The 24,242-nt window shown below is 66.6% G+C and carries 21 protein-coding genes and 1 pseudogene; 15 read left to right on the top strand and 7 right to left on the bottom strand.

Annotated elements, in window-relative coordinates:
• Positions 1-142, top strand: a pseudogene (locus tag GXB81_RS15620) (alpha/beta hydrolase fold domain-containing protein); the annotation flags it as partial.
• 12 nt (positions 143-154) lie between these two features.
• Here the strand turns inward: GXB81_RS15620 and GXB81_RS15615 are convergent.
• The 6 genes from GXB81_RS15615 to GXB81_RS15590 form a co-directional block, all read right to left on the bottom strand.
• Positions 155-1,456: an NCS2 family permease gene (locus tag GXB81_RS15615; protein ID WP_167041549.1), complete on the bottom strand. Its 1,302-nt coding sequence runs from the start codon at positions 1,454-1,456 to the stop codon at positions 155-157.
• A gap of 343 nt (positions 1,457-1,799) precedes the next feature.
• Complete coding sequence (locus tag GXB81_RS15610; RefSeq protein ID WP_167041552.1) at positions 1,800-2,264, bottom strand: YaiI/YqxD family protein; 465 nt, start codon at positions 2,262-2,264, stop codon at positions 1,800-1,802.
• Between the two features lie 126 nt (positions 2,265-2,390).
• On the bottom strand, positions 2,391-2,651 hold the full coding sequence (locus tag GXB81_RS15605; protein ID WP_167041555.1) for a DUF4148 domain-containing protein: 261 nt from the start codon (positions 2,649-2,651) through the stop codon (positions 2,391-2,393).
• Between the two features lie 29 nt (positions 2,652-2,680).
• Positions 2,681-3,454 carry a slipin family protein gene (locus GXB81_RS15600; RefSeq protein ID WP_205989694.1) on the bottom strand — a complete coding sequence of 258 codons (774 nt, stop codon included), beginning with the start codon at positions 3,452-3,454 and terminating at the stop codon, positions 2,681-2,683.
• Entirely contained in the window at positions 3,451-5,310 is a 1,860-nt protein-coding gene (locus tag GXB81_RS15595) for a nodulation protein NfeD (RefSeq protein ID WP_205989693.1), read from the bottom strand. Before GXB81_RS15595 ends, GXB81_RS15600 begins: the two co-directional genes overlap by 4 nt.
• 85 nt (positions 5,311-5,395) lie before the next feature.
• Positions 5,396-6,520: an AraC family transcriptional regulator gene (locus tag GXB81_RS15590; protein ID WP_205989692.1), complete on the bottom strand. Its 1,125-nt coding sequence runs from the start codon at positions 6,518-6,520 to the stop codon at positions 5,396-5,398.
• 275 nt (positions 6,521-6,795) lie between these two features.
• Between GXB81_RS15590 and GXB81_RS15585 the strand changes: the two genes are divergently transcribed.
• From GXB81_RS15585 to GXB81_RS15520, 14 genes are all read left to right on the top strand, one after another.
• Positions 6,796-7,929 (top strand): acyl-CoA dehydrogenase family protein, encoded by a 1,134-nt coding sequence (locus GXB81_RS15585; RefSeq protein WP_167041566.1) that lies wholly within the window; start codon positions 6,796-6,798, stop codon positions 7,927-7,929.
• A gap of 236 nt (positions 7,930-8,165) precedes the next feature.
• A complete protein-coding gene (locus tag GXB81_RS15580) occupies positions 8,166-9,857 on the top strand; it encodes an AMP-binding protein (protein WP_205989691.1) in 1,692 nt (563 codons plus the stop codon).
• A 284-nt stretch (positions 9,858-10,141) separates the two neighbouring features.
• Complete coding sequence (locus GXB81_RS15575) at positions 10,142-11,695, top strand: CoA-acylating methylmalonate-semialdehyde dehydrogenase (protein WP_205989690.1); 1,554 nt, start codon at positions 10,142-10,144, stop codon at positions 11,693-11,695.
• A gap of 38 nt (positions 11,696-11,733) precedes the next feature.
• Positions 11,734-12,648, top strand: a complete 915-nt coding sequence (gene mmsB / locus GXB81_RS15570; protein ID WP_205989689.1) for a 3-hydroxyisobutyrate dehydrogenase — start codon at positions 11,734-11,736, stop codon at positions 12,646-12,648.
• A complete protein-coding gene (locus GXB81_RS15565; protein WP_205989688.1) occupies positions 12,645-13,460 on the top strand; it encodes an enoyl-CoA hydratase in 816 nt (271 codons plus the stop codon). The genes mmsB and GXB81_RS15565 overlap by 4 nt, the downstream gene beginning before the upstream one ends.
• A 338-nt stretch (positions 13,461-13,798) precedes the next feature.
• Positions 13,799-13,981 carry a CsbD family protein gene (locus GXB81_RS15560; protein WP_167041581.1) on the top strand — a complete coding sequence of 61 codons (183 nt, stop codon included), beginning with the start codon at positions 13,799-13,801 and terminating at the stop codon, positions 13,979-13,981.
• Positions 13,982-14,229: 248 nt separating this feature from the next.
• Positions 14,230-15,315 (top strand): AI-2E family transporter, encoded by a 1,086-nt coding sequence (locus GXB81_RS15555; protein ID WP_205989687.1) that lies wholly within the window; start codon positions 14,230-14,232, stop codon positions 15,313-15,315.
• A 73-nt stretch (positions 15,316-15,388) separates the two neighbouring features.
• Positions 15,389-16,300 carry a LysR family transcriptional regulator gene (locus GXB81_RS15550; RefSeq protein ID WP_167041587.1) on the top strand — a complete coding sequence of 304 codons (912 nt, stop codon included), beginning with the start codon at positions 15,389-15,391 and terminating at the stop codon, positions 16,298-16,300.
• A gap of 194 nt (positions 16,301-16,494) precedes the next feature.
• Positions 16,495-17,409 carry an SMP-30/gluconolactonase/LRE family protein gene (locus GXB81_RS15545; protein ID WP_167041590.1) on the top strand — a complete coding sequence of 305 codons (915 nt, stop codon included), beginning with the start codon at positions 16,495-16,497 and terminating at the stop codon, positions 17,407-17,409.
• A gap of 150 nt (positions 17,410-17,559) precedes the next feature.
• Positions 17,560-18,354 carry an SDR family NAD(P)-dependent oxidoreductase gene (locus GXB81_RS15540; RefSeq protein WP_345889835.1) on the top strand — a complete coding sequence of 265 codons (795 nt, stop codon included), beginning with the start codon at positions 17,560-17,562 and terminating at the stop codon, positions 18,352-18,354.
• Between the two features lie 87 nt (positions 18,355-18,441).
• Positions 18,442-19,827 (top strand): MFS transporter, encoded by a 1,386-nt coding sequence (locus tag GXB81_RS15535; protein WP_167041596.1) that lies wholly within the window; start codon positions 18,442-18,444, stop codon positions 19,825-19,827.
• Positions 19,828-19,878: 51 nt separating this feature from the next.
• Positions 19,879-20,811 carry a 3-keto-5-aminohexanoate cleavage protein gene (locus tag GXB81_RS15530; RefSeq protein ID WP_167281824.1) on the top strand — a complete coding sequence of 311 codons (933 nt, stop codon included), beginning with the start codon at positions 19,879-19,881 and terminating at the stop codon, positions 20,809-20,811.
• Positions 20,812-20,944: 133 nt separating this feature from the next.
• Positions 20,945-21,487: a carboxymuconolactone decarboxylase family protein gene (locus GXB81_RS15525; RefSeq protein ID WP_205989686.1), complete on the top strand. Its 543-nt coding sequence runs from the start codon at positions 20,945-20,947 to the stop codon at positions 21,485-21,487.
• Between the two features lie 96 nt (positions 21,488-21,583).
• Positions 21,584-22,462: a helix-turn-helix transcriptional regulator gene (locus GXB81_RS15520; protein ID WP_205989685.1), complete on the top strand. Its 879-nt coding sequence runs from the start codon at positions 21,584-21,586 to the stop codon at positions 22,460-22,462.
• A gap of 112 nt (positions 22,463-22,574) precedes the next feature.
• On the opposite strand, the gene GXB81_RS15515 is transcribed toward GXB81_RS15520, so the two are convergent.
• The gene (locus tag GXB81_RS15515) at positions 22,575-24,164 is read right to left on the bottom strand and encodes a DHA2 family efflux MFS transporter permease subunit (protein WP_167041608.1); all 1,590 of its coding nucleotides are present in this window, start codon (positions 24,162-24,164) and stop codon (positions 22,575-22,577) included.
• Positions 24,165-24,242: the final 78 nt, after the last annotated feature.

Genomic DNA, 24,242 nt, shown 5'->3' with positions numbered 1-24,242 from the left:
CGGCTTTACCCGGGGCTCGATAGAGCAGGCCGACTTTGCCGCGCGCTATTTCGCGGAACACTTGCCGGCGCTCGTCGTGTCGGTCGGCTATTCGCTTGCGCCGCAGTTTCCGTTTCCGGCTGCGCCCCGGACGCGCCGCCACGCGCTGAGGTCCTCACTCGCTGCCGAGATAGAAATAACGGAACAGGAAAATCGCCGCGATGATCCACACGACGAGCTTCACCTGGCGCGCCTGGCCCGTCAGCAGCTTGAGGCCCGCGTACGAGATGAAGCCGAACGCGACACCGTTGGCGATCGAGTAGGTGAACGGCATCAGCAGCGCGGTCAGCGCGGCCGGCACGACTTCGGTCGCGTCGTCCCACGGCAGATCGAGCATTTCGCGCAGCATCAGGCACGACACGTAGAGCAGCGCGGGCGCGGTCGCGTAGGCGGGCACCACGCCCGCGAGCGGCGCGAAGAAGAGCGCCGCGAGAAACAGCACGGCGACCGTGATGGCGGTCACGCCGGTGCGCCCGCCCGCCTGCACGCCCGACGCGCTTTCGATATACGCGGTCGTCGACGAGGTGCCGAGCAGCGAGCCGGCGAGGATCGCGGTGCTGTCGGCGAGCAGCGCGCGGTTCAGCCGGTGCATCTTGCCCTCGACGAGCAGCCCCGCGCGATTCGCGACGCCCATCAGCGTGCCGGTCGCATCGAACAGTTCGACGAGGAAGAACACGAGCACGACGTTCAGCACGCCCGACGACAGCGCGGCGCGGATGTCGAGCTGGAACAGCGTCGGCGTGATCGACGGCGGCGCGGACACGACGCCGTGAAACTCGTTGCCGCCGAAGAAAAAGCTCAGGATCGTCACGCCGACGATGCCGATCAGGATCGCGCCGCGCACGCGCAGATAGTCGAGCGTGACGATGCCGAAGAAGCCGATCGCAGCGAGCACGACGTGCGGGTCGTGCAGATTGCCGAGCGTGACGAGCGTGGCCGGATTGCCGACCACCACGCCGGCCGACTTCAGCGAAATGATCGCCAGAAAGAGGCCGATGCCGCCGGTGATCGCGATGCGGATCGAGTGCGGAATGCCCTTGACGATCACCTCGCGCACGCGGAACAGCGTGACGATCAGGAACAGGCAGCCGGAGATGAACACCGCGCCGAGCGCGGCCTGCCACGTATAGCCCATGCCTTTCACGACCGTGTAGGCAAAGTACGCGTTCAGGCCCATGCCGGGCGCAAGCGCGATCGGGTAGTTCGCGTAGAAGCCCATGATGATCGAGGCGAGCGCGGCCACGAGGCAGGTTGCGACGAACACGGCGTCCTTCGGCATGCCGGCGTCGCCGAGAATCGCCGGGTTGACGAAGATGATGTAGGCCATCGTCAGGAAGGTGGTCACGCCGGCGAGCACTTCGGTGCGCAGGTTGGTGTCGACGGCGTCGAAGCCGAAGTAGCGTTTGATCGAGTCCATGTGGCGGGTCTTTTCTCTCTCGTCGTTCTGAAGGTGTTGTTTGCGGCGTGGGGCGGGTGTTTCTGTGGCGTTGCTGCGGCGTTTCTGTTTCTGTGATTGATGCGGGTGCTTCGATTTTCTTCGATTCACCGCGGCGGGGGCGGCAGCGCGGCCCGTGCGCGGCGGCGGTTCCCGACCGTGCTGCGGGCACCGCGCCAGCGTTATCGCGGAATTGTAATCACGAATGGCGGCGCTCCGGCGTTCGCGGCGGCTTGCGCGGCGCGCCGGGGCCCGTCAGCCGGTGGATTGGCCGTCCGAGTGTGGCGTCGGCGCATCACTGCGCGTTATTGCGCACCATCGCGCCTCATGGTGCATCGCCGCGCGGCACGTTGCGCGCGAGCCAGCGATCGAGTTCGCCCGCGAACGTTTTGCCGTCGCGCGGGCTGAAGGCGGACGGGCCGCCCGTATCGACGCCGCTGCCGCGCAACTGGTCGAGCATCGCGCGCATCCGCAGCCGTTCCTCGATGGTGCCGGGCGTGAACCAGTTGCCACGCGGATCGAGCGCGTGCGCGTTCTTTTCCAGCACGGCGGCGGCGAGCGGGATGTCGGCGGTGATGACGAGATCGCCTGCGGCGACGCGCTCGACGATCAACTGATCGGCGGCGTCGAAACCGGCCGGCACCTGGATCGCGCGAATCAGCGGCGAGGGCGGCACGCGCAGAAACGTATTGGCGACGAGCGTCAGCGACACGCCGGTACGGCGCGCCGCGCGAAAGAGCATGTCCTTGACGACGGCCGGGCAGGCGTCGGCATCGACCCAGATTGGCATGGTGCGGGCTCCGGCTGCTGTGCCGCAGCTGCGCGGCGGCGAGGGTATCGAAGGGGCGTGATGATACCTCGCCGCGACCCGCAAGCGCGAACTGACGGCCGCCACGGCTCAGCGCATCGTCGCCGCTCAGTGCACCGTCGCCGCCTCGGAGTGCTGCTGCGCGCGCCGCTCGGCGACGATGCGGCCCGCGCGCTGGGCGCTGACCGGATAGCCGAGCCAGTCGAGCGGTTCGTAGCCGGCGGCGCGCCACTCGGCGAGATCGGCGCGCACCTGGGCGCGCGTTGGCGACGCCGCCGGGTCGGCTTGCGCTACGGCTGGCGCGCACACGGTGCCGATACAGGCGGCGGCCAGCAGTACGCCGCATTCGATACGGGAAAGTTTTTTCATGACAGGCTCTCGCTCAGAACATCCGACCCTCACGGCGCGGACGGCTTGCCGAAGCGCTCCAGCACCGCGCTGACGAGGTCGATCGGCAGCGGAAACACGATCGTCGAGTTCTTGTCGGCGGCGATCGTCGTCAGCGTTTGCAGGTAGCGCAGTTGCATCGCCTGCGGCTGCCGGGCGAGCGTCTGCGCGGCTTCGAGCAGTTGCCGCGACGCCTGCAGCTCGCCTTCCGCGTGAATCACCTTGGCGCGCCGCTCGCGCTCGGCTTCCGCCTGGCGCGCAATCGCGCGGATCATCGTTTCGTTGATGTCCACGTGCTTGATCTCGACGATCGACACCTTGATGCCCCACGCGTCGGTCTGCGCGTCGAGCACCTTCTGGATGTCGGCGTTCAGCTGCTCGCGTTCCGACAGCAGCTGGTCGAGGTCGTGCTTGCCGAGCACCGCGCGCAGCGTGGTCTGCGCAAGCTGGCTGGTCGCCTCGAAGTAGCGCGCGACCTGGATCACCGCCTTCTCGGGATCGACCACGCGGAAATACACGACCGCGTTGACCTTGACCGAGACGTTGTCGCGCGTGATGACGTCCTGCGGCGGCACGTCGAACACGACCGTGCGCAGATCCATGCGCACCACCTGCTGCACGACCGGGATAATCAGCACGAGCCCCGGGCCCTTGACCTTCCAGAAGCGCCCGAGCATGAACACGACGCCGCGCTCGTATTCGCGAAAAATCCGCACCGACGACGCAATCAGCGCCGCGGCAAGCAGGATCAGGATGCTGCTGAAGCCGAATGTAAAACCGATCATGAGCGTTCTCCTTTTATCTGGGCGCCGGCCGGCGTGACCGGCACGACCGGCTCGACGCTCAGCGTGAGGCCGTGGCGCGCGGTCACGCGCACGCGGTCTCCGGGCGCGGCCGGCGCCGTGCTCGCCACGCGCCAGCGCTCGCCGTGCACGCGCGCCCAGCCGGCCAGCGTGCCGCCCGCTGGGTGCTCGGGCAGCAAGCCGCCGTCCAGCACCACGCCGATACAGCCGATCAGCGCCTCGGCGCCCGTCACGACCGGGCGTCGCCGCGCGCGCAGCGCGAGCCGCGACACGCCGAGCACGAATGCGGTGCTGAACACGACCACCGCCGCGATCAGCGGCAAGGGGATGCCGTAGCCGGGCACGTCGGTGTCCATCAGCATCATCGCGCCGATCACGAACGCGACCACACCGCCGAAGCCGAGCGAGCCGAAGGTCGGCAAAAACGCCTCGCCGATCAGGAACGCGATGCCGAGAAACACGAGCCCGAGGCCGACGTAGCTGACGGGCAGCATCTGCATCGCGAACAGGCCGAGCAGCAGGCTGATCGCGCCGACCACGCCGGGCAGCACGAAGCCCGGATTGGCGAATTCGAAGAACAGGCCGTACATGCCGAGCATGAGCAGGATCAGCGCGACGCTCGGGTCGGTGATGACGGCGAGAAAGCGGTTGCGCCAGTCGGGTTCGAGCACGACGAGCGGCGCGTGGGCGGTGTGCAGCGTGATGCTGCCGCCCGTCGTCGCGACGGTGCGGCCGTTCAGCTGGCGCAGCAGGTCGGGCACGTCGCGCGCGACGACGTCGACGACGTGCTGCGCGAGCGCTTCCTCGTCGGACAGGCTCACGGCTTCGCGGACCGCGCGCTCGGCCCAGTCGGCGTTGCGCCCGCGCATCTGCGCGAGGCCGCGGATGTAGGCGGCCGCGTCGTGGACCTGCTTGCGCAGTTCGGTCGATTGGGTATCGAGGGGGAGTGTGCTCGCGGCGGGCGATGGTGGTGTCGCGGCAGGCTCGGCTGCGGCGGTGGCGGGCGCCGATGCGCCTGAGGTGCCTGATGAACCCGATGCCAGGGGGCCGGACGCTGACGGACCGGACGCACTGCCTGACAAGGCGCGCATGTCCGGCAATTCCGGCGTGCCTGGCGTACCCGGCGTACCCGGCGTACCCGGCGTACCCGGTAAAGCTGGCGCACCCGGCGCACCGCCGCCCGCGGGCGGCTCGGCCCCGCCGATCCCTATCTGGATCGGTGTCGCGGCGCCGAGGTTGGTGCCTGGCGCCATCGCCGCGATATGGCTTGCGTAGACGATATAGGTGCCGGCGCTCGCGGCCCGCGCGCCGCTCGGCGCGATGAAGGTCGCGACCGGCACCGGCGAGCCGAGGATCGCCTTGATGATCTGCCGCATCGACGTATCGAGCCCGCCCGGCGTATCGAGTTGCAGCACCGCGAGTTGCGCGCGCTGGTTCGCGGCGCGTTGCAGGCCGCGCACGATGAAATCGGCGCTGGCCGGCCCGATCGCGCCGTTCACCGGAATCACGACGACGCTGTTCGCGGTGGCCGCCGCGCCAGGGGCGGCATGGGCCGTTTGCACCAGCGCGAAGCCTTCGCGCGCCGAAAATCCGGCCGCGAGCCCGGACGTCAATCCGGCCGCGAACCTGGCGGTGGGCGCGGTTGTGAACCTGGCGGTGGGCCCGGCCGCGAATCCGGATACCAGACCAACCGCCAAGGCCAACGCCAACGCGAACCCCACCGGCAACAGCACCCCGCGCGCGCCGATGGTGCGCATCAACCGGCGCGCCGCACCGCCGCGGATAAGCGGCCTGCGCGAACCGGACTGCCGGAGCGGAAAACGCGTGGACGTGTTCATCGCCGACGGCCACCGCGCCCGCCGCTTAAGTCCGGCGAGCGCGGGCCGATACCTCGATCAAGGCTGGCCTGTTGCCTCTTAAAGCTTAGTCCGATTCCGCGCGGCGCGTGAGTCGCGTGAGGCCGGCACCGCTTGCCGGGCGATAGTCGGCCGGCCGCATGCCGGTCCATTTGCGGAACGCGCGATGAAACGCGCTCGGTTCCGCGAAGCCGACCGCGTTGGCGATGTCGGCGATCGTGCGGTGGGTGCGCTGCAATTCCGCGATCGCGATGTCGCGCCGCAGCGCGTCCTTGATCGATTGATACGTATAGCCTTCCTGCTTCAGATGCCGCCGCAGCGTTGCCTCGGCGACGTGCAGACGCGCGGCCATCTGGTCGGCGGCTGGCCAGTTCGCCGTCGGCAGCGCGCGCAGCGTCTTGCGCACGCGCGCGGCGAGCGAGCCGGCATTGCGGTATTTGACGATGAAGTTGCCCGGCGCATCGCGCAGAAACGCACGGGCCGAGCGCGCGGTCTGGATCACGGGCAGGTCGAGAAACGCCGGTTCGAGATCGACGTACGACTCGGGTTCGTCGAAATGCATCGACTCGCAGAACATCAGCCTGTATTCGTGAGCGGCGGGCGGCGCGGCGCAGCGAAAGCGCGCTTCGAGCAGCGGAATGCGCCGTCCGACGAGCCAGCACACGAGGCCGTACACGAGGATGAAATACGTGGCGTACGCGAACATCGCCGGTGCGGGCGCGCCGGGTCGTTCGACGAATTTCAGCCTCACGCGCTGACGCGTGTCCCGCAGTGAGCCCGTTCCGGGCGCTGCTTCAACCTTCGCTTCAACCTTCGTTGCGGCACCCGTTTCGGCATTCGTTTCGATGATCGCGCCGAGGTCGTCGAGCACGAGCCGCATGAAGCCGACCGCGCGCGTGAGCGCCTGCGCGCCGTTGCGCGCGCCGAGCGCCATCTGCGTCATCGCGACGAAGCTGCCGCTTTTCATCGGGTGCGAGTCCTGGCCGAAGAATTCGTCGTCGAGGGTGCGCGCGATGCCGGTCCAGAGCGCACCGTATTGCGCCGACGACACGCGGCTTTTCGGCGACGCGAGCATCGGCGCGGCGATGCCGGCCGCCTCGTCAAGAGGCAGCGCATCGAGGCCGCGCGCCCTCGCGAGCGCGAGCGTTTCCTCGACGAGACTGACGGAGATCGTGCCTTTGTCGCTTTTCATGGGGAGGCGGGTCGATGCCGGCCGAGCGGGGCCGAATCTGGCAAAAGCGCTCAGTGGCTCATGGTGGCGATGCGCAAAAGCCCTGTAAACACGGGGCACCGCGTATGCGCATAGTAACAGTATGGCAAAAGCGCTCAACAACAATGAGCGTAGCGAGCATCGAGAGACGCGCCCGGCTTGCCTACACTACAGCGGCAAGCCATGAGCGACGGCGGGGGGCGCGAGCGGGCACCGCGAGCACTTCGAGCCTCGTTCGCACACCCCGGGACGCAGGCATGGACAGTTTCTACACCGACGAACAACGGATGATTCGCGACGCCGCGCGCGACTTCGCCACCGGTTGCCTCGCGCCGCACGCGGCGCAATGGGATCGCGACGCGCAACTGCCGGCCGGCGTCGTCGCGCAGATGGGCGAACTCGGCTTGCTCGGCATGATCGTGCCGTCCGAGTGGGGCGGCTCCTACACCGACTACGTTGCCTACGCGCTCGCGCTCGAAGAGATCGCGGCCGGCTGCGCAGCCTGCGCGACGCTGATGAGCGTGCACAACTCGGTCGGCTGCGGGCCGATCCTCAATTTCGGTAGCGCCGCGCAGAAGGAGCGCTATCTGCGCGACCTCGCGACCGGCCGTACGATCGGCGCGTTCTGCCTGACCGAGCCGCAGGCCGGCTCCGAGGCGAACAATCTGCGCACGCGCGCGGTGCCGCGCGACGGCCACTGGATTCTCAACGGCAGCAAGCAGTTCGTGACCAACGGCGCGCGCGCGAACCTCGCGATCGTGTTCGCCGTGACCGATCCGGAGCGCGGCAAGCGCGGCCTGTCCGCGTTTATCGTGCCGACCGATACGCCGGGCTTCAAGGTCGGCAAACCGGAGCACAAGCTCGGTATTCGCGCGTCCGACACCTGCCCGATTTCGCTCGACGACTGCGCGGTGCCCGCCGCGAATCTGCTCGGCGAGCCGGGCGAGGGCCTGCGCATCGCGCTGTCGAATCTCGAAGGCGGGCGCATCGGCATCGCGGCGCAGGCGGTCGGCATCGCGCGGGCCGCGTTCGACGCCGCGCGCCGCTACGCGAGCGAGCGCGAGCAGTTCGGCAAGCCGCTCCGGGACCATCAGACGATCGCCAACATGCTCGCGGACATGGCGACGCGCCTGAATGCCGCGCGCCTGCTCGTGCATCACGCGGCGCGGCTGCGCTCGGCGGGGCGGCCGTGTTTGTCGGAGGCGTCGCAGGCGAAGCTGTTCGCCTCGGAACTGGCCGAGGAAATCTGCTCGAACGCGATCCAGATTCATGGCGGCTATGGCTATCTGGAGGATTACGCGGTCGAGCGGCATTACCGCGATGCACGCATCACGCAGATTTACGAGGGGACGAGCGAAGTGCAGCGGATGGTGATCGCGAGGCATGTTTGAGCGCAAAATAGCCTGGCCGTGGGTCGTTCGCGGCGGGCATGTGGCAACCTCGGCGGCAACTACGGCAAAAAATGGAGCGCGCAGCGCGCCATGCGCGACTGCTTTGCATGGGATCGGAGTAAGCGCTGAAACGCCAACTCCGGATCGACAACTAAAGCGCTAACTCTGATCGACCGCGTTGCATGGGATCAGAATAAGCGCTGAAGCGCTAACTCAGATCGACATTGGAGACGACGATGACAGCAGCGAAAGCCTTTCTCGACGCGCGCGATCTGCTCTTGCGCCATCGGACCGACTACGAGCGCGCGTATCGCGAATTCGCCTGGCCGACGCTGGGCGAGTTCAACTGGGCGCTCGACTACTTCGACGCAATCGCGCGCAACAACGACAACCCCGCGCTGTGGATCGTCGACGATCCGTCCAGCGACGGCCTGCGCCTCTCCTATGCGCAGATGTCGGAGCGCTCCGCGCGCATGGCGAATTTCCTGCGCGGCGCCGGTGTCGGCCGTGGCGACCGCGTGCTGCTGATGCTGCCGAACCGCGTCGAACTGTGGGACGTGATGCTCGCGGCGATGAAGCTCGGCGCGATCGTGCTGCCCGCCACCACCCAGCTTTCCGCCGACGACGTGCGCGACCGCGTGCAGATCGGCGGCGCGAAGTTCGTGGTGGCCGATAGCGCCGAACTCGCCAAGTTCGACACGCTCGACGTGCCGCTCACGCGCTTCTCGGTCGGCACGCCGCGCGAAGGCTGGACCGATCTCGCCGCCGCCCGCGAGGCATCGCCGCACTTCGCGCCCAACGGCGTCACGCGCGCGAGCGATCCGCTGCTGCTGTACTTCACGTCCGGCACGACGTCGAAGCCGAAGCTCGTCGAGCACACGCACGAGAGCTACCCGGTCGGCCATCTGTCGACGATGTACTGGATCGGCCTGCAGGCGGGCGATATCCACTGGAACATCAGTTCGCCGGGCTGGGCCAAGCACGCGTGGAGCTGCTTCTTCGCGCCGTGGAACGCGCAGGCCTGCGTGTTCGTGTTCAACTTCGCGCGCTTCGTGCCGAAGGACACGCTCGATGCGCTCGCGCGCTTCAACGTGACCACGCTGTGCGCGCCGCCCACCGTGTGGCGCATGCTCGTGCAGGAGCACCTCACCGATTATCCGGTCAAGCTGCGCGAGATCGTCGGCGCGGGCGAGCCGCTCAATCCCGAGATCATCGAGCGCGTGAAGCACGCATGGGGCATCACGATTCGCGACGGCTTCGGTCAGACCGAAACCACCTGCCAGATCGGCAACTCGCCGGGGCAGCCGGTCGTGCCGGGCTCGATGGGTCGTCCGCTGCCGGGCTACACGGTCGAACTGCTCGATGCCGACGATCAGCCGGTTAGCGAGGGCGAGATCGCCTTGCCGCTCGCCAAGCGGCCGCTCGGTCTCATGACGGGCTATGCGAACAACGCGAACGCGACGGCCCAGGCGATGCGCGACGGCTTCTATCGAACGTCCGATGTCGCGCTGCGCCGCGACGACGGCTACTACGTGTACGTCGGCCGCGCCGACGACGTGTTCAAATCGTCCGACTACCGGCTGAGCCCGTTCGAACTCGAAAGCGTGCTGATCGAGCACGAGGCGATCGGCGAGGCGGCCGTCGTGCCGAGCGCCGACGCCGTGAAGCTGTCGGTGCCGAAGGCGTTCGTCACCGTGCGCCAGGGCTACGTGGCCGGGCCCGAACTGGCGCGCGCGGTGTTCGCGTTCTCGCGCGAAAAGCTCGCGCCGTACAAGCGGATTCGCCGCCTGCAATTCAGCGAATTGCCGAAGACGATCTCCGGCAAGATTCGCCGCGTCGAATTGCGGCGCCGCGAAATGGAGCGCGCGGCCGAACCCGCACGTCTGCCCGACGAGTACTGGGAAGAGGATTTTCCCGACCTGCGTTGATCGTTGGGGGCGAGTCTCTGGAGCGTCTTTGGAACGTCAACCGGTTGATCGCGCTGTCTGTTTGCGGGGCCGCTTGTCAGCATGATTTATCAGCACGATTTGTCAGGGCGGCTCGCAGGCTCGCTGCCTGGATCGCCTTCCAGACTCGCTTGCCGGCCCGCTCACAGGATTGTTTATCGGCCCTCGTGTCGCTTCGTCCGCATCCCCATGCCGACGCGAGGCCCACGCTTTTTCCTTCCCATCGCCGTCCGGCCGCCGCGCGGCCATCGCACAGGAGTTTCAGCATGAGCATCGTTGCTTCGAACGCTTCGAACGAGAGCGGCCGCGCCGCCGCCGCTGGCGCCGTCTCCACCGTCAAGCTGCTGATCGACGGCGAATTCGTCGAATCGCAGACGACCGAGTGGCGCGACATCGTCAACCCGGCGACGCAGGCGGTGCTCGCGCGCGCGCCGTTCGCGACCGTCGCCGAAGTCGATGCCGCCGTGCGCAGCGCGCAGGCCGCGTTCAGGACCTGGAAGGACACGTCGGTCGGCGCGCGCATGCGCATCATGCTCAGGTACCAGGCGCTGATTCGCGAGCATATGCCGCGCATCGCGAAGACGCTTTCCGCCGAGCAGGGCAAGACGATTCCCGATGCCGAAGGCGACATCTTCCGCGGTCTCGAAGTGGTCGAACATGCCTGCTCCATCGGCACCTTGCAGCAGGGCGAATTCGTCGAGAACGTCGCGGGCGGCGTGGATACCTACACGCTGCGTCAGCCGCTCGGCGTATGCGCCGGCATCACGCCGTTCAACTTCCCGGCGATGATCCCGCTGTGGATGTTCCCGATGGCGCTCGTCTGCGGCAACACGTTCGTGCTGAAGCCGTCCGAGCAGGACCCGCTCTCGACGATGCAGCTCGTCGAACTCGCGCTCGAAGCCGGCGTGCCGAAGGGCGTGCTCAACGTCGTGCATGGCGGCAAGGAGGTGGTCGATGCGCTCTGTACGCACGAACTCGTGAAGACGATTTCGTTCGTCGGCTCGACGGCGGTCGGCACGCACGTGTACCGCCTCGGCAGCGAGCACGGCAAGCGCGTGCAAGCGATGATGGGCGCGAAGAATCATGCGGTCGTGCTGCCCGACGCGAACCGCGAGCAGACGCTCAATGCGCTCGCGGGCGCCGCGTTCGGCGCGGCGGGGCAGCGCTGCATGGCGACTTCGGTCGCGGTGCTGGTCGGCAGCGCGCGCGAGTGGCTGCCCGAACTCGTCGCGAAGGCGCAGACGCTGAAGGTCAACGCGGGCCACGAGCCCGGCACCGACGTCGGCCCGGTGGTGTCGCGCGCGGCGAAGCAACGCATTCTCGGCTTGATCGACGCGGGCGTGAAGGAGGGCGCGACGCTCGCGCTCGACGGCCGCGATGTGCGGGTGCCCGGCTACGAGCAGGGCAACTTTATCGGCCCGACCGTGTTCAGCGACGTGACGACCGGCATGGAAATCTACCGCACCGAAATCTTCGGGCCGGTGCTCGTGGTGCTGAGCGTCGCGACGCTCGACGACGCGATCGCGCTCGTCAATGCCAATCCGTTCGGCAACGGCGTTGGCCTCTTTACGCAAAGCGGCGCGGCGGCGCGCAAATTCCAGAGCGAGATCGATATCGGCCAGGTCGGCATCAATATCCCGATTCCGGTGCCGGTGCCGTTTTTCAGCTTCACCGGCTCGCGCGGCTCGAAGCTCGGCGACCTCGGTCCGTACGGCAAGCAGGTCGTGCAGTTCTATACGCAGACCAAGACGGTCACGGCGCGCTGGTTCGACGACGACACCGTCAACGACGGCGTCAATACGACGATCCGCCTGCGCTGAGCGCGCACGGCGCAACGCGAAAATACGGAGACGACACCATGAAAATAGGCTTTATCGGACTCGGCAACATGGGCGCGCCGATGGCGTTGAACCTGCTTAAGGCGGGCCATGCGGTGAGCGTGTTCGACCTCAGCGCGCAGGCCGTGCGCACGCTCGCCGACGCGGGCGCGCAGGCGGCCGGCTCACCACGGGCGGCCGCGAGCGAGGCCGCCTGCGTCATCACGATGCTGCCCGCGGCGGCCCACGTGCGCAGCGTGCTGACCGCCGACGACGGCATCCTCGCCGGCATCGCACCGGGCGTGCCGATCGTCGATTCGAGCACGATCGATCCGGCCACCGTGAAAGCCTGCGCCGAACTCGCGGCGCGTCACGGCAACGCCTTCGTCGATGCGCCGGTTTCGGGCGGCACCGGCGGCGCGGCGGCCGGCACGCTGACCTTTATGGTCGGAGGCAGCGCGAGCGCGTACGAGCAGGTCAAGCCGGTGCTCTCGGCGATGGGCCGGAACATCGTGCATTGCGGCGACACCGGCACGGGCCAGGTCGCGAAGATCTGCAACAACCTCGTGCTCGGCATTTCGATGGCGGGCGTCGCCGAGGCGATGTCGCTCGGCGAGGCGCTCGGCATCGATACGAAGGTGCTCGGCGGCATCATCAATACGTCGACGGGGCGTTGCTGGAGTTCGGATACGTATAACCCGATGCCGGGCGTGATCGACAGCGCGCCGTCCTCGCGCGGCTATAGCGGCGGCTTCGGCACCGACCTGATGCTGAAGGACCTCGGCCTCGCCACCGATGCGGCGCGCAGCGTGCGGCAGCCGGTCTACCTCGGCGCGCTCGCGCAGCAGCTTTATCAGACGATGAGCACCCACGGCGCGGGACGGCTGGATTTTTCGGCGGTCATCAGGCTGTATCGTCAAGATGGCCGCGAGGCGAGCGGCGGGGGCGCGCGATGATCGAACTCGACTACGCGCACGACGGCGCTGTCGCGCTGCTCACGCTCCGGCGTCCGCCCGCCAATGCGTTCACGCCCGATGGCCTGCTGCAATTGCAGAACCTCGTCGGACAATTGAACGGCGACGCGCGCGTGCGCGCGCTCGTCATCACCGGCGACGGGCCGAAATTCTTCAGCGCGGGCGCCGATCTGAACACGTTCGCCGACGGCAATCGCGAAGTCGCGCGGATCGCGGCGGCGCGCTTCGGCGCGGCGTTCGAAGCGTTGCAGAACGCGCGGCCCGTCGTGATCGCGGCGCTCAACGGCTATGCGATGGGCGGCGGGCTCGAATGCGCGCTCGCGTGCGATATCCGCATCGCCGAACAGCACGCGGTGCTGGCTTTGCCCGAGACCTCGGTCGGCCTGCTGCCGTGCGGCTGCGGCACGCAGACGCTGCCGTGGCTGGTCGGCGAGGGCTGGGCCAAGCGCATGATTCTGACCGGCGAGCGTGTCGACGCGGCGACCGCGCTGCGCATCGGTCTCGTCGAGGAAGTCGTCGAGCGGGGCGCCGCGCGTGAGGCGGCGCTGGCGATGGCGCAACGCGTGACGGGTCTGAGCCCGCAGGCGGTGAGCTTCAGCAAGGCACTGATCCATCAGGCGCGCCATGGGGTGCCGCGCGCGGCGGCGCTTGCGCTCGAACGCGAGCGTTTCGTCGATCTGTTCGACGGCGCCGATCAGCGCGAAGGCGTCAATGCGTTCCTCGAAAAGCGCGCGCCGCGCTGGCAGGCGAGCGAACCGCACACTGAGGCGCACGGGTCTGCCGGCGGAGCGTGATGCGGGGCCACGGCGTGGGAGCATGACGCGGGAGCGAGCTTGATCGATCGTTGCCGATGGCGGGTTGTCCGGTGGTCGCGGCGGCTGGGTGGGCCGGAATCGAGCGGTTCCGGGTGGCGCGAAATGTCGAGCGGATGGCGCGAATCGCGTACCGTCGAGCCGGGAACGCCGCTTGCTATATCTGAGGGATTACCCGGGTAGCAATCGCATGATGCGAATCGCGGCATGCGACGAAAGCGGTTCCTGAGCCGCACGCCGAGGCGCGTCGCGAGCCGCGCACGGCGGTTCAGGCAAGGCCGCTGCCCGGGTTGCCGTTTCAATCCCACGAGGACAGCGCCATGAACAGAAATCGGGTAGAAGGTACAGCGAAGGAACTGAAGGGCTCGATCAAGGAAGCGATTGGCAAAATTACCGGTAATCGCGTGCAGCAGGCCGAGGGTGCGGCGGAAAAGCTGGCCGGGCGGATGCAGGCCAAGGTCGGCGAGGCGGCCGATGCGATGCTCGAACAGCTGAAGAGTTGACGTTTTCTCACGTTGCGCGGGGGTTTCCCTTGCCGTACACCGTTGCGTGCAGACAGTGCGCAGGCGGCGGCCCGCGCGCAACTGTGCGTATGAGCACGCGCAAGACCGCGCGCAGGACCACGGACACGGCCCACGCCGCTCGCGCCCGCGAACCCTCCGGTCACACGCGGCCCGCGCGCACCTGATACAGTCGGATGTCCCCGGCGCCGGTAAGGCGCCGGATCACATCGCCTATTCGAGGACGGTTCATGCTGGGATTCGATGTCGGCACGGCCAGGAAAGTCTGGACCGCGGCCCTGCTCGCGTTGCTGTTCTTCGTCATCTATGTCGCGTCGACGACGGTGCTCGTCATCATCTTCGCGGTGTTCTTCAGCTATCTGATCTATCCGATGGTCGCGCTCGTCGAGCGTGTGAGACCGCGCCGCGTGCCGCGCGTCGCCTCGATCGCGCTCGTGTTCGTCGTCGTGGTCGCGCTGCTCGCGGTGGTCGGCTCGCTGTTCGGCGTGCAGTTGCAGGATCAGGCGACGCGTCTGCTCGCGCAATTGCCCGAGCTGATGCGCACCGACGTGCCGAACCGCTTGCCGCTGCCGCATTTTCTCGAACCGCTGCGCGAGCGCATCGTCGACTTCGTGCGCAGCCAGATCGAGACCGGCTCCGACAAGGCCGTGCCGGTGGCGCGCAGCCTTGGCCTCGGCGTCGTGCATGCGGCGAGCAACCTGATCTATCTGGTGCTGATTCCGATCTTGAGCTTTCTGCTCATCAAGGACGGCGCGCACATGCGCGATGCGTTTCTCGCGCTGCTGAACCGGCGGCATCGCGCGCTGTGGAGCGATATCGTCGACGACGTGAACGTTCTGCTCTCGAAGTATGTGCGCGCGATGCTGTTTCTGTCGCTCGCGACGCTGCTGTGCTACGGCGTTGCGTTCTCGCTGCTCGGCGTGCCGTACGCGTTTCTGCTTGCGGTCAGCGCGGGCCTGCTCGAATTCGTGCCGTTCGCGGGGCCGCTCGCCGCGGTCGCGATCACGCTCGTGGTCGCGGTGTTCAGCGGCTATTCGCATCTGCTGTGGCTGGTGATTTTCATCGGCCTGTACCGGCTCTTCCAGGACTACGTGCTCAATCCCTATCTGATGAGCGAAGGGGTCGAGGTCAGTCCGTTCCTCGTGATCGTCGGCCTGCTCGCCGGCGATCAGCTCGGCGGCGTGGCGGGGATTTTTCTCGCGGTACCGGTGATCGCGATGCTGAAGATCGTGATCGGGCGGGCGCGGGTTTTCTACGCGACATCGCACGATGAAGGGGACGCCGCGCGGCGCGTGCCGGTGGAGAGGACGGATTGACGGAGCGCGGCGGGGCGCAACGGTTCTGGTATCTTGACGCGCAATCCAGTTCCGACGTACCGCTCGCTCCCTCATGGCGCTCACCTTCAATCTGAACAACCTCATCACGTTTCTCGCTGTTGCCGAAACGCTCAGTTTCCGCCGCGCGGCGGAACAGATTCACACGTCCCAGTCCGCTGTCAGCGCCCGCATCGGCCAGCTCGAAGATCGGCTCGGCGTGCGCCTGTTCCATCGAACGACGAGGCAGGTCACGCTGACCGACGAAGGGCAGCAACTGTTCGTCGTGGCCAAGACGGCGGTCGAGGACATGGAGCGGGTCGCCGAATCGTTGCGCAAGAAAGCGGCTTTGCAGAGCGGCGAACTGACGATCGCCGCCGTCCCGTCGATTGGACAGACGGTGCTGCCGACTATCATGGGCGAGTTCCATCGCCGGCATCCGGGCGTGACGCTGAAATTGCTCGACGTGGACTCGCGGCGCTGCATCGAGATGATGGAAGCGGGCGTGGTCGATCTGGCGATCGTCTCGGATCTCGAAGACCGTCACCACACGGTTTTCGAGCCGCTCTTCTGGGACGAATGTTTCCTCGTCGTGCCGCGAACGCATCCGCTCGGCGAGCGGCGCAGCATTTCCCTGCGCGAAGCCGCGCAATACCCCCTGATGGCGAGTCCCAGGGGGACGACCCTATGGCAGATCATCGAGCGTGCGTTTGCGGCGTGCGGCGCCACGCCCGTCGCGCATCAGGAAACCTGGAACATGTCGACTCTCGTGCGGCTGGTCGAAGAGGGTTTCGGCATGGGCATCGTGCCCGAGATCTGTCTCGGCAAGCTCGACGTGTCGCGCTGCACGGTCCTGTCGCTGGAAGAGCGCGTGGGCCGCATGATCGGCGTGGCGCGCCTGACGGATCGCTCGGAAACGCCCAGCAGCGCGGCGTTTCGCCAGTTGCTCGGCGAACGGACGCCGCCGCTGCGGGCGGCGCGCCCGTAGCAAGCGTCGCTGGGGTTGCGTCGTCGGCTCCGCGCCGATTGTGCGCCGATTGATCGGATTTCAGCATCAATCGATAAGAAACGAGCGATTGTGGGCGCTTCACACTGTCGACATAATCGCTTCAACAAGGCCGGCTAGCGCGTTGCCGTAGCGGCCTCAGATCAAGAATACGAAACTGCTGGAGACACATTGCCATGTATGCAGAGCCGAGGCGTATCAAGACGGAAGTGTTCGCGAGGTTGCCCGACGAATTCAGGCAGCCGCAGGCCTCGTCGGAGTGGCACGCCCAGCAGCCGGCCGGCATGCCCGGCCATTCCCTGCTCGAAGGTCCGTCGTTCGACCGGCACGGCAACCTCTGGTGCGTCGATATCCCTTGGGGCCGCATTTTCCGCGTCAGTCCCGAAGGCCGCTTCGAGTTGATGCACACCTATGACGGCGAGCCCAACGGCCTGAAAATCCACGAGGACGGCCGGATTTTCGTCGCCGACTACAAGAACGGCATCATGCTGTTCGATCCCGTAGAAAAGACCGTGCGGCCCGTGCTGGAACGGGTTCATCTCGAACGGCTCAGGGCCGTCAACGATCTGGTGTTCGCCTCGAATGGCGATCTCTACTTTACGGATCAGGGTCTCTCGGGCCTGCACAATCCCAACGGACGGGTCTTCTGTCTGCGCAAGGACGGGCAGATCGATTGCCTGATGGACAACGTGCCGAGTCCCAACGGACTGGTGCTGAACCGCGAGGAGTCGGCGCTCTATGTCGCCGTCACGCGGGCGAATGCCATCTGGCGTATTCCGCTGTTGCGCGGCGGCCGGACGGCCAAGGTCGGGTGCTTCATCCAGATGTCCGGCGGTGGCGGCCCGGACGGACTCGCGCTCGACGAGGACGGCAATCTGGCGGTCGCGCATGTCGGTATCGGCGCGGTGTGGCTGTTCTCGGCGCGCGGCGAGCCGATGTACCGGATTCAGTCCGAGATCGGCTATCACACGACCAACGTCGCCTACGGCGGCGCCGAGCGCAAGACGCTGTTCATTACGGAATCGGAAAGCGGCACGATTCTGACGGCGGCCATGCCGGTGGCAGGGCGTCGGATGTACTCCGGCGTTTGAGCGCCGACTCGGGACCCTGGGCTTAGTCAGGGTCGACGCCGGCATCGGGAAGCAGGAATTTAAGTTAGTTATCCATATAAGTTGGACGGCAGCGGTGCTGCACGCGATGTCCACGATATGGCGGATGACCATGAAGAACGGAGAAGAAGCGTGCTGAGATTCGAGAACAAGGTGGCGATCGTGAGCGGCTGCGGTTCCTCGTTGCCGGGCTGGGGAACGGGTAAGGCGATTGCCGCGGTGCTGGCGCGCCAGGGCGCCCAGGTGGTGGGGCTCGATGTGAACGAAGAGGCGCTGGCCGACACGCGCGCCGTTATCGAAGGCGAGGGCGGCAAGCTGAAGGCCATGCTATGCGACGTGACGGACCCGCGCAGCATCGACCAGGTCGTGCGTCAGACGCTCGACGCCTACGGCCGCATCGACGTGCTCGTGAACAACGTCGGCGTGTCCGCGCCGGGCAACGTGGTCGATATGAGCGAAGAGCTGTGGGACCGGCAATTCGACATCAATCTGAAGAGCGTCTTCCTGATGTGCAAGGCGGTCCTGCCCGTGATGGACCGGCAACGCAGCGGCAACGTCGTCAACGTTTCGTCGCTCTCGGCGTTGCGCTACAGCGGCAAGCCGCAGATCGCCTACTCGTCGAGCAAGGCGGCGCTGATCCAGTTCACGCGGATGGCCGCCTTGATGCACGGCGAAAACAATGTGCGCCTGAACTGCGTCATTCCGGGGCTGATTACCACGCCGCTGGTCCAGCGCCTCGCCGACCAGTTCGGCGGCGGCGATTACGAAGCCTATCTCAAGCGCCGCAACGCGCAGGTTCCGCTGGCCCAGGAAGGAGACGCCTGGGATGTCGCCAACGCGACGGCATTTCTGGCGTCCGACGAGGCGCGCTATATCACGGCGACAGAAATTCTGGTCGACGGGGGCTCGGCCTCGACCATGCGTTAGCCACGAGCAGAAGCAACACACACGCAATGCCCCTACAGCGACACGACAAGAATCGCTGACACATGCCAATCACGATCGGAGACAGACATGCAACCCACCGCCTACGCGGCCAACCGGCTTGACCGCCTGCCTTTGAGCGGTTTTCACTGGCGTCTTCTGTGCATCATCGGCTTCGGCCTGTTCCTCGAGTTTTTCGATCTGTACACCGGCGGCGCGATTGTCGGCGTATTGCTCAAGCAGGGATGGTCGACGCTGCAGCTCAATGCGCTGTTCGGCACGCTGACGTTCGCCGGCCTGACCGTCGGCGCGCTGCTGGCGGGGATTATCGGCGACCGCTACGGGCGGCGCGTCGCCTATCAGATCAATCTCGTCGTCTTCGGTATCGCGTCGTTTGCGGCGGCGGTCGCGCCGAACATGTACTGGCTCAGCGCGATCCGTTTCGTCATGGGGCTCGGCATCGGCGCCGAGGCGGTCATCTCGTACGGGATGCTCGGGGAATTCGTGCCGCCGGGCTATCGTGGCCGCATGCTGGCCTTTCTGTCGGTGTTCGGCAACTCGGCGGTGTTTGTCGGCTCGCTGGTGAATCTCTGGGTCATTCCGCATTTCGGCTGGCGCTACGTATTCGTGATCGCAGGCGTTCTGGCCGTGGTGCTGTGGATCATGCGCCGCTCGATTCCCGAATCGCCGCGCTGGCTCGAAACCCAGGGCCGGATCGACGAGGCCGAGGCGGTGCTGCAGCGGATCGAGCGCCGCGTGGCGCGCGGCGGCGAACTGCCTGCCTATGCGCGCGAACTGCCCGCGCCGGCACCGCAGGTCTCCATCGGCGTATTGTTCGCGCCGCCGATCCTCGGGCGCACGCTGGTCGGCTCGGCGATCCTCGTGTGCATCGGCTTCAGCATCTACGGCCTGATCAACTGGCTGCCGACGTTCTTCATTCAGCAGGGCTTCGACATCGTCAAGTCGCTGACGTGGACCACGGTCATCACGCTGGGCGGCCCGGTGGGCTCGCTGCTCGGCGTCGCGGTGTCGGACCGGGTGGGCCGTCGTCCCGCGATCATTACGTCGTGTCTCGTGACCGCGGTGTGCGGCCTGATCTATCAGCAGGTCGACTCGGCGTATGCGCTGATGGGCGTCGGCTTTCTGCTCGTCTGCTCCATCTACGTGCTGGTGGCGGTCGGGCAAGGGGCTTACGTGCCGGAACTGTTCTCGACGTCCTATCGCCTGCGCGGCACCGGCGTTTGCATGACGGCGGGACGGCTGGCCAGCGCGGGATGCCAGTTCTTCATCCTGTGGCTGTTCACGACGGGCGGGGTGCTGATGGTGGTCGGTTCGGTGGTCGCCGCGCAGTTGCTGCTCGCGTTCGCGGTGTGGGCCATCCGGATCGAGACGCGCGGCAAGCGGCTCGAGGAACTCGATTCGGGCGTGCGTGGCGGCGCGCTCACGGACAGTCACTCCTACAGCCGCGGTCAATAACACTGACGGGCGTATCGCGCATGATGCGTCCGCTTATCCCCTGGAGGTCACATGGGTTCATCACGCAAGGTCATCATTACCTGCGCCGTGACTGGCGCGATTCATACGCCCACGATGTCGCCGCATCTGCCGGTCACGCCCGACGAGGTCGCGCAGGCGTCGATCGGCGCCGCCGAAGCCGGCGCGGCGGTCATTCATCTTCACGCGCGCGACCCGCATGACGGCCGTCCGACGCAGGACCCGGCCGCTTTCGCCGAGTTTCTACCGCGCATCAAGAGCGCGACCGATGCCGTCATCAACCTGACCACGGGCGGCAGTCCGCATATGACGGTCGAAGAGCGCCTGCGTCCGGCCACGCACTATCGGCCCGAACTCGCCTCGCTCAATATGGGCTCGATGAACTTCGGGCTCTATCCGATGCTGGATCGTTTCAAGGAATTTGCCCACGGGTGGGAGCGCGAGCATCTGGAGCGCAGCCGTGACCTGGTGTTCAAGAACACGTTTGCCGATATCGAGTTCATTCTCAAGACATGCGGCGATAACGGCACGCGCTTCGAATTCGAGTGCTACGACACGTCGCACCTGTACAACCTTGCGCATTTCGTCGACCGCAAACTGGCGACGCCGCCATTCTTCGTGCAAACGGTCTTCGGCCTGCTCGGCGGGATCGGGCCGCACCCCGAGGACCTGGCGCATATGAAGCGGACCGCGGACCGGCTGTTCGGCACCGACTTCGTATGGTCGGTTCTGGGCGCGGGACGCCATCAGATGCCGCTTGCTTCGATGGGCGCGGCGCAGGGCGGCAACGTACGGGTGGGACTGGAAGACTCGCTCTGGATCGCGCCCGGCGAACTGGCGCAAACCAATGCCGCCCAGGTCCGCAAGATCCGGCAGATACTCGAAGGCTTGTCGCTCGAGGTCGCCACGCCTGCCGAGGCGCGAGCGATGCTCGGCCTGAAAGGCGCGCAGAACGTCAACTTCTGACGAGGCTCGCGCCGGGCTGCCGTCAACCAGAATATGAGCCGAAAGCAAGCCGCAAGCCGATGTCGTCGGAGCATGACAGCGCATGACATCGGTGGTCGATAGCGGCTTTTCCCCACCTCTACCGGAGTTCAGTATGGCTAACATTACGTATGTACCGATCGATCTCGCCGAACCCAGGGAGATCGTCGACGCGGTTCGCGCACGCCGCGGCGGAACGCTGTCGCATCTCGACCGCATTCTGCTGCATAGTCCGAACCTCGCGCAGGGATGGAACACCTACCTCGGTGCCGTGCGGCAACGGCTGTCCATCGATGCCAGGTTGCGTGAAATCATTATTTGCTGCGTCGCTTCACTGAACGACGCGGAGTACGAGTTTTATCACCACGCCCCAGAGCTGCTGAAGGCGGGCGGAACGCAGCAGCAGGTGGATGCGTTGCGCAACGTCGAGGCCGCGGTGGCCGACGAGCATCTTTTCAGCGCAAGCGAACGCGCGGCGATCCGGTTGACGCTTGAAATGACGCGTGACGTCAAGGTCAGGCCCGACACGCTGGCACAGGCGCGAGCGGCGCTGGGTAGCGATCAGGCGATCGTCGAGGCGATTGCGACGGCTGCCGCGTACAACATGGTTTCCCGCATGATCGTCGCCTGCGGCATCGAGCCGGAGTCGGGGCATTGAGTTTTTCGGCGGCCCGCCGCCACGGCCTGGCGGGCCGGTCTCGCGCGCATGCTAATCTTGCTCACTTTGCAGAAGTCATACGGCAGAGCAGATAGCATGATGGAAGCCTTCGATCCGGACGGCATCGGGCAAGCGGTCTTCGTGGTCGGCGAGCGCCACGAGATGCTGGACGAACCCTGGCGCGCGCATCGGCGCGCCACGCTGATTCACGTGAACGACGGTGTGCTGACGGTGCGCACCGAAGCCGGCCGTTGGGTCGTGCCGCCCGGCCGCGCGCTGTGGATTGCCGCGGATACGCGGCATTGCCTGCGCGCGGCGCGTCCCGTGGAACTGCATGTGCTTTATGTCGCGCTGGATTGTGCGGCGGATCGCGCGCCGTTTTCCGCTAGCGAGGATGCGCCGCCGTTCGGGTTCGCATCCGCGTCTTTATCTGCGTCTTTATCCGCGCGTTTCTCCATTTCCTCGCCCGCTTCGCTGCCGACATCTACGCCATGGCCCGCGCAAACCGGCGCGCTCGTTCCGGATGCGCTCGTGCAGGCGCTGCTCGCCGTCGCGGCCGGTTTGCCGCACGATGTGCCACTCGACGAACCCGCGCGCCGCCTTCTGCACGTGCTGCTGGACCGCCTCGCGGTCTTGCCCGCGGCGCCGCTTGGTTTGACCTGGCCGCGCGATTCGCGCGCGCAGCGGATCGCCGATGCGCTCAGCGCCGATCCGGCGCAATCGCTGATACTTGAGGAACTCGCCGCGGCTGCGGGCGTGACGGCCCGCACGGCCGCGCGTCTGTTCGCGAAGGAAACCGGGCAGACCTTCGGGCAATGGCGCCAGCAACTGCGCCTGCTGGCCGCGCTCGAACATCTCGGCGCCGGCGAAAGCGTCACGCAGGTGGCGCTCGCAGTCGGCTATAGCGATGTGTCGTCGTTTATTGCCGTGTTTCGCGAGGCGTTCGGCGATACGCCGGCGCGGTATTTTCGCTGATGCGATGTTGCCGCGACCGCGTTGTTAAGTTCACTGTCTGGTACTGAGTGCCGAGTCGCCTCGCATCGCTCACCCCCCCCCCCCCGCGCACCATTCCCGCCGCTCCCTCGACTCAATGCGCTCCCGCCGCACCCGGCCCGCCGCCGCCTTTCACCGGCCGCGTGATCCAGATCAGTGGAATGATCAGCACGAAAATAATCGCCGAGATAAGGAAGATGTCGTTCAGGCCCATCATCGCCGCCTGCGTGTTGACCGTGAAATCGAACAGCGCATTCGCCGACTGCGCGTTCAGATGCAGCAGCGCTTGCGTCGTGTCGATCTGCTGCGCGAACACGGGGTTGCCGATCGACGCCTGCTCCGTGAGCCGCACATGATGGAGCACCGTGCGGTTGTTCCAGGCCGTGCCCGCGAGCGACGTGCCCACCGCGCCGCAAAACACGCGCACGAAATTCGACAGACCCGCCGCCGCCGGAATCCGGCTCGGCGGCTGGCCCGACAGGATGATCGCCGTGAGCGGCACGAAGAACATCGCCATCGGAATGCCTTGCAGCAGCGTCGGCAGCACGAGATGCCACGTGTCGATTTCGATCACGTATTTCGAGCGCATGTAGAACACGATTGCGAAGCCGACGAACGCGAGCGTCGAGATCACGCGCGCGTCCGAGCGCGGCAGCACGCGGCCCATGACCGGCGCGAGAATCACCGCGAACACGCCGAGCGGCGCGGTGACGAGGCCGGCGTCGACCGAGCGGTAGTTCAGATATTCCTGCATCCATTGCGGCAGCAGCACGAGATTGCCGAAGAACACGCCGTACGCGACTGAAATCGCGATCGTGCCGCCGAGAAAATTGCGCTGCCGGAACAGCCGCAGATCGACGATCGGGTTCTCCTCGGTCAACTCCCACACAAGGAAAAACGCGAAGCTGATCAGCGCGACGAGGCCGAGCGTCGCGATCACCGGCGACGAGAACCAGTCGAGGTCCTTGCCCTTGTCGAGCATGATCTGCAGCGACGCGACCCACGTAATCAGGAGGCCGAGGCCGATCACGTCGATCGGCGGCTTGCGCGTGGGCGATTCGCGGGTGCGGTAGATCATCCACGTGACGCCGCCCGCGAACAGGCCGACCGGAATGTTGATGTAGAAGATCCACGACCAACTGTAGCTATCCGTGATCCAGCCGCCGAGCGCCGGGCCCGCGATCGGGCCGACGGTCGCGGTCATCGCCCACAGCGCGAGCGCGGTCGAGGCTTTCTCCTTCGGATACGAGCCGAGCAGGATCGCCTGCGAGAGCGGAATCAGCGGACCGGCCACCGCGCCCTGGAAAATCCGCGCGATCAGCAGGACCGGCAGTGTCGGTGCGATGCCGCACAGCCACGAGGCGAGCGTGAACGCGAGGATCGCGCCGACGAACAGCTTGACCTGGCCGATGCGCTGCGTGAGCCAGCCGGTCAGCGGAATCGACACGGCATTGGCGGCCGCGAATACGGTGATGACCCACGTGCCTTCGTCGACCGAGACGCCGAGATTGCCTGAAATCGTCGGGATCGCGACGTTCGCGATCGAGGTGTCGAGCACGTTCATGAACGTGGCGAGGGCGACCGCGAAGGTCGCCAGCACGAGTTTGCCGCCTTCGAGGGGCGGCGGCGGTGCGGGAGGCGGTGGAGGCGGCGCGGAAGCGGGCGCGTCGTTGGGCTGGGTCAAGCGGTTTCTCCGGATACGGTGCGGCCAGTGAGGCGGACGGACCGCGTCTGCGCGTTGCGCCGATGATGTGCCGCGCGA

Origin of the sequence: Paraburkholderia sp. Ac-20336, assembly GCF_017105025.1 — a bacterium.
Lineage (GTDB): Bacteria > Pseudomonadota > Gammaproteobacteria > Burkholderiales > Burkholderiaceae > Paraburkholderia.
This window is presented reverse-complemented; position numbering and strand designations above follow the sequence as displayed.